Source organism: bacterium (genome assembly GCA_016716565.1).
In the GTDB taxonomy this organism is placed as follows: domain Bacteria; phylum Bacteroidota; class Ignavibacteria; order Ignavibacteriales; family Ignavibacteriaceae; genus IGN2.
Genome location: JADJWC010000004.1, coordinates 278,319 through 292,986 on the forward strand (window position 1 = coordinate 278,319; position 14,668 = coordinate 292,986).

The 14,668-nt window shown below is 35.0% G+C and carries 11 protein-coding genes and 1 pseudogene; 11 read left to right on the plus strand and 1 reads right to left on the minus strand.

Annotated features, from left to right (window positions below; translation table 11 throughout):
• Window position 1 precedes the first annotated feature (1 nt).
• Complete coding sequence (locus IPM14_16650; GenBank protein ID MBK9099701.1) at window positions 2–1,510, minus strand: MFS transporter; 1,509 nt, start codon at window positions 1,508–1,510, stop codon at window positions 2–4.
• Between the two features lie 58 nt (window positions 1,511–1,568).
• Between IPM14_16650 and pabB the strand changes: the two genes are divergently transcribed.
• The 11 genes and pseudogenes from pabB (at window position 1,569) to IPM14_16705 (ending at window position 14,656) form a co-directional block, all read left to right on the plus strand.
• On the plus strand, window positions 1,569–3,407 hold the full coding sequence (gene pabB / locus IPM14_16655; protein ID MBK9099702.1) for an aminodeoxychorismate synthase component I: 1,839 nt from the start codon (window positions 1,569–1,571) through the stop codon (window positions 3,405–3,407).
• Between the two features lie 78 nt (window positions 3,408–3,485).
• The gene (locus IPM14_16660) at window positions 3,486–4,523 is read left to right on the plus strand and encodes a type 2 isopentenyl-diphosphate Delta-isomerase (GenBank protein ID MBK9099703.1); all 1,038 of its coding nucleotides are present in this window, start codon (window positions 3,486–3,488) and stop codon (window positions 4,521–4,523) included.
• A gap of 4 nt (window positions 4,524–4,527) precedes the next feature.
• Window positions 4,528–5,505: a polyprenyl synthetase family protein gene (locus IPM14_16665; GenBank protein ID MBK9099704.1), complete on the plus strand. Its 978-nt coding sequence runs from the start codon at window positions 4,528–4,530 to the stop codon at window positions 5,503–5,505.
• On the plus strand, window positions 5,505–5,771 hold the full coding sequence (locus IPM14_16670) for an HPr family phosphocarrier protein (GenBank protein MBK9099705.1): 267 nt from the start codon (window positions 5,505–5,507) through the stop codon (window positions 5,769–5,771). The genes IPM14_16665 and IPM14_16670 overlap by 1 nt, the downstream gene beginning before the upstream one ends.
• A pseudogene (ptsP, locus tag IPM14_16675) lies at window positions 5,768–7,533 on the plus strand (phosphoenolpyruvate--protein phosphotransferase). Before IPM14_16670 ends, ptsP begins: the two are co-directional and overlap by 4 nt.
• Before the next feature lie 5 nt (window positions 7,534–7,538).
• Window positions 7,539–8,567, plus strand: coding sequence for a bifunctional phosphoglucose/phosphomannose isomerase (locus tag IPM14_16680; protein MBK9099706.1), 1,029 nt, complete (start codon window positions 7,539–7,541; stop codon window positions 8,565–8,567).
• A gap of 81 nt (window positions 8,568–8,648) precedes the next feature.
• Window positions 8,649–11,456: a PD40 domain-containing protein gene (locus IPM14_16685; GenBank protein MBK9099707.1), complete on the plus strand. Its 2,808-nt coding sequence runs from the start codon at window positions 8,649–8,651 to the stop codon at window positions 11,454–11,456.
• A gap of 98 nt (window positions 11,457–11,554) precedes the next feature.
• Window positions 11,555–12,595, plus strand: a complete 1,041-nt coding sequence (locus IPM14_16690) for a PQQ-like beta-propeller repeat protein (protein ID MBK9099708.1) — start codon at window positions 11,555–11,557, stop codon at window positions 12,593–12,595.
• Complete coding sequence (locus IPM14_16695; GenBank protein ID MBK9099709.1) at window positions 12,570–13,298, plus strand: hypothetical protein; 729 nt, start codon at window positions 12,570–12,572, stop codon at window positions 13,296–13,298. The genes IPM14_16690 and IPM14_16695 overlap by 26 nt, the downstream gene beginning before the upstream one ends.
• A gap of 45 nt (window positions 13,299–13,343) precedes the next feature.
• Window positions 13,344–14,198 carry a peptide chain release factor N(5)-glutamine methyltransferase gene (gene prmC / locus IPM14_16700; GenBank protein MBK9099710.1) on the plus strand — a complete coding sequence of 285 codons (855 nt, stop codon included), beginning with the start codon at window positions 13,344–13,346 and terminating at the stop codon, window positions 14,196–14,198.
• Entirely contained in the window at window positions 14,195–14,656 is a 462-nt protein-coding gene (locus IPM14_16705) for a D-tyrosyl-tRNA(Tyr) deacylase (GenBank protein ID MBK9099711.1), read from the plus strand. The genes prmC and IPM14_16705 overlap by 4 nt, the downstream gene beginning before the upstream one ends.
• Window positions 14,657–14,668: the final 12 nt, after the last annotated feature.

Genomic DNA, 14,668 nt, shown 5'->3' on the forward strand with positions numbered 1-14,668 from the left:
GCTAAAAGCTGTCAACATCATCCACAAACATTACCATTATTCCTGCAATTACCATTGAAGCACCACCGAGTACAAGAGCATAAATAGCTTCTCCTCCAACGACATTTCGGACAAAAAATCCCAGTATACTTGCAGCTGTTATTTGGGGAATTACAATAAAGAAATTAAATATTCCCATGTAAACTCCCATCTTTTCTGCTGGAAGTGATCCTGTTAGTATTGCGTAAGGCATTGCAAGTATTGATGCCCAGGCAAGTCCGATTCCTAACTCAGAAAGTAAGAGTAGATTTGGATCCTTTATCAAATAAAACGAAGCCAATCCCAATCCTCCAATAACAAGACTTATAAAGTGAACAGTTTTTCTACTGGTTAATTTTGCAAGCCAAACAAGAATGAAAGCCATGACCGCAGCGAATCCATTATATGTTGCCATCAATACACCAACCCAATCTGCACCTTTATTATATAATTCTGTCGTTGGATCCGTTGCACCGAAAATGTGATGAGTAACAGCCGGAGTTGTATAAATCCACATTGCGAAAAGTGCAAACCAGGAAAAGAATTGAACAACTGCAAGTTGCTTCATCGTTTTAGGCATGTTATAAAGATCATTCAGAACTATGACAAAACCACTTGCAGCTTTATTGTTTTTTACGAGATAACCTGCAAGAATTTGTAATAATCCGAAAATTGCACCACCTACAAATAGAACATACAAACCATAATCAATTTCACTTACGGTGATTGTAATCAGAATAGTAAATAAAATTCCAAGAAGTAACCAGATTGAACCATCCTTTAAAAATCTTGATGCCGATACATTAAATCTTTTTTGACTTTTAACTTGTGACATTTGACTTTCGGCATCAGAAAATTTCTTCAATTCTTCAGGAGAATATTCTTTGGTGCTGAAAACAGTCCATGCAACTGCGAGAAAGAAAACAACTGCTCCCAGATAAAAAGAGAATTTAACTGCATCAGGAATCTCACCTTCCGGTGCAACGTTTGAAATACCAAACCAGTTTGTCATGATATATGGAAGAGCCGAGGCAATTACAGCACCTGTTCCGATGAAAAAACTTTGCATCGCAAAACCAGCAGTTCTTTGTTCTGAAGGTAGCATATCACCAACAAAAGCTCTGAAAGGCTCCATCGAAATATTTATTGAAGCATCCATAATCCACAACATTCCGGCAGCAATCCACAGTGCGGGCGAGTTTGGCATTGCTATTATTGCAAGTGAAGCTAGAATTGCACCAACTAAAAAATAAGGTCGTCTTCTTCCAAGCCTGTTCCAAGTATTGTCACTCATATGTCCGATGATTGGCTGAACAATTAAGCCGGTTACCGGAGCTGCAATCCAGAGAATTGGAATGTTGTCAATGCTCGCTCCTAAAGTTTCAAAGATTCTGCTTACATTTGCATTCTGAAGGGCGAAACCAAATTGAATTCCCAGGAATCCAAAGCTCATATTCCATATTTGCCAGAAGGAAAGTCGTGGTTTGTGCATAGAAGTTTCTCAAATAATTTCAGGTGGAATTAATTTTTATTTGTGGTGAAAAAATAATATGAAATTCGATGATATAATAAAACTTGTCGAAGATAATCCTTATTCAGCTTTCTTTTATACGCCAAATATTTATAAGAAAGCAGTGTCATATGTATTTAAAAAACCTGTTGAAACCATTTCAGTAAGTCAAAAAGATGAAATCGATTTTGCATTTAAAGCAGTGCAAAAGTTAATTGGTAAGAAGTATTATGGTTATACTCTTATTGAATATGAAGCAGGATTTTTATTCGAACAAAAACTTACTCCTTTACTCAGAGATGAGAATAAAAAGTTGATTCAATTTTTCTTCTTTGATAAATCTCAGACTCAAAGGATAAAATCTTCTAAAATAATTTTTGATAATCCGTCAACTGAAAAATATTCGATCACCGATTTTGAACTCAGCCGTACTGAAAATGAATTTATCGAGGACATCAGAAAAATAAAACACTACATCAAAGAAGGTGATACGTATCAGGTAAATTATACAATAAAAGGAAAGTTTAATTTTTCAGGTTCACACCATGCATTCTTCCAAAAACTTCTATTCAATCAGTCAGCAAAATATTCTGCATTCATTAACAATGAAAAGAATTTTATTATATCACTTTCACCAGAATTATTCTTCAATAAAAAAGGAAGAGAAATATTATCTCATCCAATGAAAGGTACGATAAGAAGAGGTTTCAATCACAATTCTGATAAAACAGCTGAAAATGAATTGAAACGAAGTGAAAAAAATCTTGCTGAAAATGTTATGATCGTGGATCTTATTAGAAATGACCTTGGAAGAATTTGTCGTTATGGTAGTATCAAAACTCCCAAGCTTTTTAAAATCGAAAAGTATGAATCATTATTTCAAATGGTCAGCAAGGTTCAGGGTGAGTTAATCAAGAAAACGAGTTTCAAAGATATAATTACAAATATTTTTCCCTGTGGTTCAGTTACCGGCGCACCAAAAATCCGGACAATGGAAATCATCAACGAAATTGAAAAGGAAGATCGTGGAATTTATACCGGCTCGATTGGTTTGTTTACTCCGAAAGAAATTGAATTAAATGTTGCTATCAGAACTATTTCAATAAATAAGAAATCCGGCAATGGTATTATTGGACTGGGTTCAGGAATAGTTTGGGACAGCAATCCAAAAAGTGAGTACGAAGAAGTTCAGCTTAAAAGTAAATTTTTGACAGAACCACTTGATTATTTTGAAATATTTGAAACTATGAAGTCAGAGAACGGATCAATCAGGTTTCTTGATGATCATATTAAAAGAATGAAGTTAGCTGCTGATTATTTTCTTTTTAAGTTTAGTGAGAAGAAAGTTAGAAAATATGTCGAGCAATTAGTAGTACAAATTGAAACGGATCAGCAAAAGAAAATCAAGTTATTGCTGAATAAGTTAGGAAAATTTCGTGCAGAAGTATCCGATATAAGTAAACCAATGAAAAATGTTTCGATAATTCTTTCTGAACATAAAGTATCATCGACAGATAAATTCAGACATTTCAAAACAACGAACCGAAAAATATACGACGATGAATATGAGAAATATTCTAAACAAAAATTCCGGGAGGTGATATTTCTCAATGAAAAAGATGAGATAGTTGAAGGAAGCCGAACTAATATTTTTATTAGAATTGGCAATACCTGGTTTACGCCATCATTGAGTTCAGGTGCACTACCGGGAGTTTACAGAAATTATTTTTTACAAAATCATCCCGAAGCATTGCAACAGCAGTTAAATTTAACTGATCTAGTTAAAGCCGATCAGGTGATTTTGACTAATGCAGTTCAGGGAGAAATAAAGGTTAGTAGAATCTATTTGACTTCTGATGAATTCATAACCTTTAATTAATACTTAAAAGCAATTGAATGTAATTTTTAATAATTTGTAGTAGATGATTTTTTTGTTTCGAAACATATTCTCCGTTTAATGACTGATAATACTTCCAAAAGAAAAAAAGAACATCTTGAACTTAGCTTAAATGCAGATGTTTCGTTTAAAACCAAGAGCACTGGTTTTGAGTATTACGAATTTATTCATGATGCTGCCACTGAAGTTGAAGTTGAAAAGATATCATTCGAGACAAAATTTTTTAAGAAGAAAATAAACTATCCATTCATTATTTCCTGCATGACCGGCGGCACTGAAGAAGCTGAAAATATAAATGCAAAGCTTGCTCTCGCTGCGGAGGAATTGAAAATACCAATTGGTGTTGGCAGTCAGAGACAGGCACTTGAAGATAAAAATTTTAGAAATACTTACTCAGTTATTAGAAAAAATGCTAAGTCTGTTCCTGTACTTGGCAATCTCGGTGCTGCTGAACTAGTAAAATTGAATTCTTTCTCCCAAATAAAAATGCTCATCGATTTAATTGAAGCGGATGCATTTGTAATACATCTAAACCCATTGCAGGAATTATTGCAGCCGGAAGGGAATCCAAACTTTAAGGGATTGAACAAAAGTTTAAAGAAACTTGTTAAAGAAATTAATATACCTGTAATTGTTAAAGAAGTTGGAGCCGGAATTTCCAGAGTGACCTCCAGAATGCTTCTCGAGACAGGAGTAAAAGGAATTGATGTTGCTGGCGCCGGCGGAACAAGCTGGGCTGCAATTGAAATGCTTAGAAATAAATCAATAGTTAATGATTATTTTTGGGACTGGGGATTGCCCACTTCTTTTTGCTTGAGGGAAAATTCAAAACTCAAAAAAGAATTCAAATTCATTTTGATCGGTTCTGGTGGCATCAATACTTCATTGGATGCTGCTAAAGCTTTTGCATTTGGTGCAGATTATGTTGCTTCTGCAAGAGTCATTTTAAAGCAACTTGATCAATATGGAGTTGATGGTGTGGTTAATCTAGTTAATGAATGGTTCGATGATATCAGAAAAATATTGTTTCTTACGGGATCAAAAACATTGAAGGATCTGAAGAAAAATAAAATAACAAGAAAAGAAATTTTATACTGAAAAAATGAGTATTTATATCCAGCTATACGAACATGAAAGAAAAAAAATAAATCAAATTCTTTCAAATGCCCTAAAAAAAAGAAAACCTGCGTCGCTATATGAGCCCGGATCATACATTCTAAATAGTGGCGGCAAACGATTAAGACCTTTACTTGTCTTGCTTGCGGCAAGAGCAGTTGGAGGAATATTCCAAAATGCTTATAACGCTGCCGCTTCGGTTGAAATGCTACACAACTTTACTCTGGTTCATGATGATATAATGGATAATGCTGATAAAAGAAGAGGACGACTAACACTTCACAAAAAATATGATAATAATACAGCTATACTTACCGGTGATAGTCTTCTTTCAATTGCATACGAATATCTTTTAAAAGACTGCAACGGAAATGCTAAAGAAGTGATAAGTGCATTCACACATGGTTTGATAGAAGTTTGTGAAGGACAAAGTCTTGATACAGATTTTGAATTGAGAAAGAACGTTTCACTTTCAGAATATATTGTGATGATAACTAAAAAAACCGCTGCAATGGCTGAAATGTGCTGTAAAATCGGAGCATTGCTGGGTGGCGGAACAAATTCGCAAGTTAATGCTCTTGCTAAATATGGTTTAAATCTTGGCATTGCTTTTCAAATACAGGATGATCTTCTCGATATCTCTGCCGATGAAAAAGAATTTGGTAAAACCATTGGAGGCGATCTGGTAGAAGGTAAAAAAACTTTCCTGTTCCTCGAAGCACTTGAAAAAGCTAAGGGGGAAGACAGACAAAAGCTTCTTAAAGTAATTGAAAGAAAAGGTATCAGAAAAAATCAGGTTAAGACATATAAAGAAATTTACGAAAATCTTGGTGTTCTTGATGATGCGCGGAGCGAAATTAAATCCTATACGCAAAAAGCATTACGTTCTATCAATCTGCTTGATGACGAAAATAAAAGAATATTCAAATGGCTTGCTGATTCGCTAATTCACCGAACGAGTTGATGATAGAAAAAACAGTTAAAATAATTAATAAAGCAGGGTTACATACAAGACCCGCAGCAACAGTCGTAAAAATGGCTGCCAAATATAAATGTGAGTTTTATATTTCAAGGGATGGCATGAGTATTAATGGAAAAAGTATAATTGGTGTGATGACACTAGCAGCTGAAGAAGGTGCCGAACTTGTTCTTTCATTTAATGGTGATGATGAAGAACAGGCAGCAAAAGAAATTTCTGATTATTTTGAAAGGGGATTTGACGAGCTTTGAAAACTTTTAAGGATGTATATCGTCAGGCTGAAAATAAAATTGCAGGTCTTGCTGCAGCCCCGGGAATTATAATTGGTGAAGCTTATCTCTATACCAAAGAAAAACTACAAATAAGTAAAGCTGATATTGAAGATATCGACAAAGCTAAGAGTGATCTTGTAGAAGCTATTGCCAAATCAAAAAAAGAACTTACCAAAATTTTTACTGTCGCACGTGAAAAAATGGATGAAATACGTGCGGCAATTTTTGAAGCCCAGCTAATGATTCTCGATGATCCGATTTTGTTGGATGAAATCTCCCGAAGGATCGAAACAGAAAAAAAATCTCCTGAGTACATTGTTGATGATGAGATATCAAAATACCAGAGCAAGATGATCCTTTCTCACGAATCTTACATGAAAGAAAGAGCGTTGGATATTGAAGATATTAAGCAACGGATCATCAGAAACCTCCAGAAAAAAAGATGGGAATCCAAAATTGAGCATAATGTAATTGTTGTAAGCGAAACATTAACTCCTGCTGATACAATTCTGCTTTCAAGAAATAAAGTGCTTGCTTTTGTCACAGATCACGGTGGATTGACTTCTCATGCGGCAATTATCTCCCGTTCGTTAAACATTCCCGCAGTCGTCGGAACTCATAATGCGACAGCACAAATTAAAGACAATGATGAAATAATTGTGGATGGATTCTATGGATATGTAATTGTAAAACCAACCGAAGCGCAAAAGGAATTTTTCATAGGGAAAAGAAAAAGACTGCTTGAACTTCAAAAAGAACTTGAAGAGTTGAAGGATGAAAAAGCAGTCACGATCGACGGCAGGAAAATTAATTGTTAGCCAACGTCGATGTATCCGGTGAGATAGAGATGGTTATCACAAGCGGAGCAAATGGGATTGGACTTTATCGTTCTGAGCAAATTCTTAATGAACTCGGTGAATTTCCTAATGAAGATGAGCAGACAACAATTTATACGAAATTAGCTTCAAGAATATATCCGCAAACAATTACAATTCGAGTTTTTGATATTGGCGGAGATAAATTCCGTTTCCTTGATTTTGAAGAACCAAATCCTTTCCTTGGATTAAGGGGTATCCGGCTTCTTCTGGAAAATCCTGCTTTGTTCAAGACGCAGGTCAAGGCAATACTAAAAGCCAGCACAAATAAAAATATTAAAATGATGATTCCGATGGTAAGCACTCTGAAGGAAATCAGAGAAGCAAAGAAATTAATTGAAGATTGTAAAAAAGAACTCAAGTCTGAAAAAATCAAATTTGATGATGATATTGAAATTGGAATAATGATCGAGGTTCCATCTGCTGCCGTGATGGCAAAGGATTTTTCGAAAGAAGTAGATTTTGTAAGCATTGGCACTAATGATCTCGTGCAATATCTCATGGCCGTTGATCGTGGGAATGATCTGGTATCAGATCTCTATCAGGAATTCAGTCCTGTCGTAATTAATACGCTCAAGCATATAATTGATGAATCGAAAAAATCTAAAAAACCAGTTAGTCTTTGCGGTGAACTTGCAGCTGATACACTTGCGATGCCTCTGCTTTTAGGGCTTGGTCTTGATAGTCTGAGCATGTCACCATCAACTATTCCTTATGCTAAAAGAATTATCAGAAGTTGTGATTACAAAAAAGCAAAAAGATTAGCTGCACAATGCTTAAAAATGCAAACTGAAGAAGAAGTTAAAGATTTGATTGAAGAATTCTTTAAGAAAAATAAAATCACAAGGACAAGACAAATAATCTAGATATTATGGATTTAAAACACTTCATCAAGAAATTTGATACTGAAAACCAACTTAATGTTCTCCAGAAATCATATCAACAATTAATTGAAGCTTGGAAATCAACTGCAGATTTTTCCTCATTGAAAAAAAATAAATTTTCCTCAATAATTTTCTGTGGACTTGGCGGTTCAGCAATAAGCGGTGATTTGTTTTCAGATTATTTAACAGGTGAACACAAAATTCCCTTCATAGTAGTGAGAGGATATAATCTGCCATCTTTTGCTAATGAAAGTTCCCTCATCATCATCTCATCATATTCCGGTAATACTGAAGAAACGATTTCTTGCTTTAATCAGGCAATGAAAAAGAAATCTAAGATAATAGTAATAACATCCGGTGGAAAAATTGGCGAAACCGCTGCCACGAATAAAATTCCTGTTATGAAACTTAAAGGTGGTTTTCAACCGAGGTATGCACTTGGATTGAGCTTTTTTTCTTTGCTCAGGATTATTCAGGAACTAAGATTATGCAATGAAGAAGAAAATTCAAAAAAGATAATTGATCTCTGGCAAAAAAGGGGAATGGAGTATTCATATGAAAACAGTATAGCTTTTAAGATTGCTGAACAATTAACAGGATACATTCCCGTTATTTATTCAGGTGAATTTCTCTCATCAACGGGGTACAGAATGAAATCTCAGTTCAATGAGAATGCTAAACTCCACGCATTTCATCATAATATACCTGAGATGAACCATAATGAAATTATTGGTTGGGAATCGTTTAAAGAAAAGCAATTCCAGGCAAAGGTAGTTTATCTGATCGATAAAGAATATCATCCTCAAAACCTTAAACGGTTCGGGATTCTGAAAGAAATACTCAGTGAGCAAAAAATCGATGTGATCATTCTTGAAAGCAAAGAAGAAAATAAAAAGGTACGAATTATGGATTTGATTTTCTTAGCTGATTGGATATCTTTTTACACATCGGTTTTGCGCGGATTCGATCCATCTGAAATAGATTTTATTCACAGGATGAAGCAGCGACTTTCTTGAATTTGACGATCCGGATGTTCAAATCATCAAAAATAATTTTATTCCGGTTTTATGCTTGCTCTCTCTGCCATCATAAAAAAAATACTTTTCCTTCTTTGCTTTACAGCATTCCTTTTTAGTGATTTTGCTTTAGCCCAGTTTTTTTATTTCGGTAGGAATAAAATCCAGTACGAGGAATTCGATTGGAAAATTCTTCGTACTGATCATTTCGATATTTATTATTATGGAGAGATGGAATCAATTGCTGAGATCGGTGCAAATTATGCTGAGGAAATTTATGATGAACTAAAAGTCCGGATGAATCATATTGTCACACGTAGAATTCCTCTCATCTTCTACAACACTTCAATTGATTTCCAGCAAACGAACATCACTCCCGGACTTATTCCCGAAGGTGTCGGCGGCTTTTTTGAATTTCTGAAAGGAAGAGTTGTTCTTCCAAGCACTGGATCATTGAAAGATTTCCGTCACGTCATCCGGCATGAAATTGTGCATGTTTTTATGACGAATAAAGTGTATCGAATTTTAAAAGACCATCGTATTCCAACAAACAAAATGCCTCCGCTTTGGTTTGTTGAAGGACTTGCTGAATTCTACTCCACCGAGTGGGATGCTCAGGCAGAAATGCTTATGAGAGATGCTGTATTGAATAATTATTTTGTGAGTCTTGAAGATATTTTCAGCATTTACGGTTCTTTTTTAATGTATAAAGAAGGCCAAAGTTTTCTTGAATTCGCTGCGGAGAAGTATGGTGAAGAGAGAATCGGGATGCTCATTGATAATTTCTGGATGTACTCAAACTTTAATCAGGTGCTGGAGACAACCTTTAAAGAATCATTTGAGAATATAGATGCCGAGTGGAATTACTGGTTGAGAAAAAAATATTTTCCGTTGATGGAATCAAGCTATCCGACAGAATTTGGCTCGCTCAGAGTAACAAAAGACGGCTTTAACTTTACTCCGGTATACTTTAAACTAAATAACAGACATTATCTATATTATCTTGCAAACGTTGACGGTTATTCATCTATTTACAGAATAGAATTATCTCCAGAGTATATTCCTGTTGATTCACCTGAGTTGGTTCTGCGTGGTGAGCAAACTGAAGAACTTGAATCATTTCATCTTTTTCAATCGGCAATAGATATTTCAAATGACGGATTATTAGTCTTCAATAATAAAAAAGGCGGAACTGATGTAATTCATTTTTTTTCTGTATTTGAAAACCGAATAGTAAAATCATTTCAGAATGATGAATTACTTTTCATTACTTCGCCAAAATTTTCTGAAGACGGAAACCGGATTGTTTTCAGTGCCGTTGACAGGAAAGGTTTCAGCGATATTTTCGTTTACGATATTATGGATGATGAGCTTTTTAGAATAACCAACGATTACTACAATGACCAGGACCCATCTTTCGGTTTGAATGATCAGCAGATTATTTTTTCATCGGATAGAACCGGTGGTGATTTTGCAGGGAAACACAATTTGTTTTCTATAGATCTTAACAATTATGAAATTGAGTATGTGACTTACCTGAATGCAAATAGTCACTCGCCGGCATTCTCACCAAAAAAAGATAAACTGCTTTTCACATCGGATCTCAACGGTGTTAGAAATCTTTATGAAATTGAAATTACCGATAACAATTTCAGCAGCAGTGTTAATAAAATATCCGAATTTATTTCGAGTGTTTTTAATCCGGTTTACATCGATTCTAATTACATAACATTTTCAGGATTCGAAAAATTTTCATTTGGACTTTTTGTATTTAGTCGCAAAGACACAAAGGAAGATTCACTATATACTATCGAAATGAAAATCGACAGACCAAAAGAAATCTGGAAAGCCGTTGCACTCAAACTTTCATCCGAAAGGAAACAGGCTGAGTATGAAAAAGAGTATTCTCTCGATTTTGCACAAGGCGTTGTTGCCACAGATCCTGTTTTCGGAACCAGAGGCGGTGCTATTTTTTCACTGAGTGATCTTTTAGGTGATGACAGATATATTTTTATGATTTATAATAATGCATCAGTCACAAGTGAAATTCTTAACAGCTTCAATGTAATTCTCCAAAAAGTAAATTTCGCAGGCAGAGTTAATTACGGTTACGGAATCTTTCATTTAAGCGGACCAGTCTATGATTATGCTGACCCAGATGAATATTATTATGAAAGAAGTTTCGGTGGATCATTTTTGCTGAGTTATCCTATCTCAAAATTCCAAAGGCTTGAAGCAACGGCGACAATAAGAAATTCCAATAAGGAAGTAATACCGGAAGTCATTGAGAGAAAAGCGGTGCTATTTACAAATACGATCGGCTGGGTTATGGATAATTCGATTTGGGGACCAACCGGTCCGGTTGATGGAATTCGTGCACTGACTTATCTTGGATACACAAGTGATATCAAATACAGTAACGTGAACTACTTTTCAGTCATCGGTGATTACAGATATTATCAGCGATTTGCTTTGACAACTTTACTTGCTTTCAGAGCAGCAATTTTTTACAATGAAGGGAAAGAAGCGCGACTTTACTATGTCGGTGGAAGCTGGGATTTGCGAGGCTGGCCAAGATTTGGAATTCGAGGTGAAAAAATCTGGCTCACTTCTCTTGAATTCAGATTTCCGTTGATTGAGCAATTAAGAATCAGGTTTCCGTTTTTCAGTCTGGGTTTCTTTGGTATTCGAGGTGCTATTTTTTATGATATGGGTGGTGCATGGAACGATGAGTATACCAACACTATCGGTTCTGTTGGATTCGGATTCAGATTTAATTTATTTGGTATCCTCACGCTTCGTTATGATATGGGTAAAAAAATAGAAAATAACTACACAAGATTTCAGAATGGTTTATTCTATCAATTCTTTTTCGGATGGGATTTCTAAAACATAAAATATTGCCATTGATTTTCATTCTCTTGTTAGCGGGATGCGCAAGATCTGTTATCAAGTACTCAACGAAAGAGGATGTAAATCCCTACAAAATGTTCGGGAAAATTCCGTCACGTGAATTCTATCTTCCGGTGGCTTTATCAGATTCAATTGCGCTCAAATGGGAATCCGAGACATACGGCAGTTTTCCAAATTCATCCATTTCTGTGTACGACGATTTAGTTTTTGTCAATGATCTCGCAGGCAGAGTTTTTTGCTTCGATATAGAATCAGGCAAAAAGATCGGCAATGTTAAATACAGTTATGGATGTGTGTATTCCACACCAGTACCATTTCGGAGTAAAATAATTTTCCCGTTAGCATTGGATAAGGAAAATCTTACCGAGATTATCATTTATGATTACAACCAGGGAAAAGAGTTGGATGCAATTGAACTGCCGGGAAGGATTCTTACTCAAATGCTTGTGCTTGAGGATGATCTGCTTTTTACCTCAGAAGTAGGGATCGCTTACAGAATGAACTCAAACGGAAAGATTCTCTGGGAAACTCATACAAGAGTTCCGACAAGAAGTTCACCTGCGTTAATTAATAGTCTTTTTGTATTCGGAAATGATCGTGGTGAAATTATTGCACTGAATGCTGATAATGGTGATTCAGTCTATGTTAAAAATGTTGGCGGACATTTCTTCTCAGGATTAACAATTTCTGATTCTGTAATATTTGCAGGTAATGATAACGGTCTTGTCTATGCAATGAATTTAATTAATGGTGACATCATTTGGCAATTTGATACTGGTAATCGCATAAAAATGGAACCTGCTATTGATGAACAAAATCTTTTTATTGGAAATCTTAACGGTGATTTTTTCTGCATCGATAAATTTATCGGAACTGAAAAATGGAAAATTCATTTCAAAGGAATTCTGAACTCAACTCCTCTGGTTACTGAGAATATGATCATTCTGCCAAATGTACTTTTTGCAATTCATTTGATTGATAAAACTGATGGAAGATTATTAAAATCTGTTTCACTTGATGGCAGAGCAAAGCTTTCACCAGTCATTCATAAAAATATTTTATTTATTGGATTTGACGATGGAGTAATTCGTGCGTACGACTTTGTTGATAAGTAGTTTACTTATTTACCTGTTTTATGATTTCAGTGGCTTTGCACAGGATTGTAAAGCTGATGCGATAATTAGTACCAATTTGGAAAACGCAGAATTATTTTTGAATGATAGTTTAAAGCAAATCGGAAATGATTTTCATTTAGAGCTTGAACCCGGTTCTCACATAATAACTTTATGCTCAAATTGCAGAGAATGGAACAGTGAATTGATTATTGATACTCTTGAAATTACAAATTGCAGTTCCATCAGCTTTACATACAACTTCAAGTCAAGAGTGTTTGTTGATTCAAATCCACAAAATGTTTATGTGATACAATCCGATTCAATTATAGGATTTACTCCTCTCTGGCTGGATGATAATTTTCAGTCTCTTAATCTTAAAAAACCAGACTATTCAGAAGTGACTTTGACACACAATGAATTAGTTTCCGGAATAAAACCTGAATTACAATTTATTGGTGAGAATAAAAGTGAAAGCTTTTATGAATCAGCTTTGTTCAAAATTTTAACCGGTACTCTAATTGCACTTGGCGCAACGACTGCATATTACAAACTCGAAGCAGACAAAACTTTTGATGAATACCAGATTACGGGCGATCCGGCTTTACAGGAACAAACAGAGAAATATGACCTGATAAGCGGTGTTACATTTGTAGCGTTGCAGATAAATTTTGGATTTATACTCTACTTTTTCCTTGCCGATTAAATCATACCTTTTAATAAATTAGCTTATTATTTATTAAAACACTTAATGATCACCGTACTCGAAGCAATAAAACTTTCCACAGAATACCTAAGCAAAAAGGGAATTGATTCTCCGAGAATAAATGCTGAACTGCTACTTGCTGATGTTATCAAATGCAAAAGACTTGATCTCTACCTTACTTTCGACAGACCTCTCGCCGAAGAAGAGTTAAATAAATATCGTGAATTAATAAAGAGGAGAGCCGGTTTTGAACCGCTTCAATATATCACTGGAACAGTTGAATTTTACGGACTTGAACTAAAAATTAATCCATCTGTTTTGATACCAAGACCGGAAACTGAACTACTAGTTGAAAATATTTTAAATATTTTTTCAAAAGAAGCTGATCTGAATATACTTGATATTGGAACCGGTAGCGGAAATATTCCGATCACACTTGCGTATCATTTACCAAAAGCACAAATAATAGCTACAGACATAAATGCTGAAGCTTTAATTTTGGCAAAAGAAAATGCTTCAAAGTATAATTTGTCAGATAGAATTAGATTTATGCAGCATGATATTTTAAAAGAAGATATGGATAAATTTCCCGAGTTTGATTTAGTAGTTTCAAATCCACCTTATGTTTCTTTAGAAAGTTTCTCTTCTCTTCAAAAAGAAATTAAGGACTATGAACCAAAAACTGCTGTTACTGATGGATCGGACGGTTTATCGTTTTACCGAGTAATCGTACAAAAAGCTTCTCCAAAAATAAAAGAAGGAGGGAAATTGTTTTTTGAAATGGCACAAGGTCAGTACGATGATGTTAAAGATTTAATGATTAAAAATAATTTTTCTCATATTGAAGTAGTGAAAGATTATCAGAACATAGAAAGAATTATTTCAGGTGAAAAATTATGAGAGCAGTTGTTCAAAGAGTCAGATCAGCTTCGGTTACAATCCCGGAACAAAACTATCATCAGGAAATCGAAAAGGGTTTGCTCATCCTCCTCGGGATTAAAGTTGGTGATACAATCGATGATGTGAATTTTGTTGCTGATAAATGTGCGAACCTCAGAATCTTCGAGGATGCTGAGGATAAAATGAATAAATCATTGAAAGATGTTGATGGTGAAGTGATGGTGATCTCACAATTCACACTTTACGGAGAAACCGCAAAAGGCAATCGTCCGAGTTTTATTGATGCTGCAAGACCTGATGAAGCCGTTCCTCTTTATAAAAAATTTATTGAGCGATTAAAACTGAATCTGGACGAAGAAAAAGTTAAAACAGGAATCTTCGGTGCGATGATGGATATTCAGTTAGTCAACTACGGTCCGGTTACAGTATTAGTTGAATCAAAAAAAGAATCGAAATAGATGAATAATATC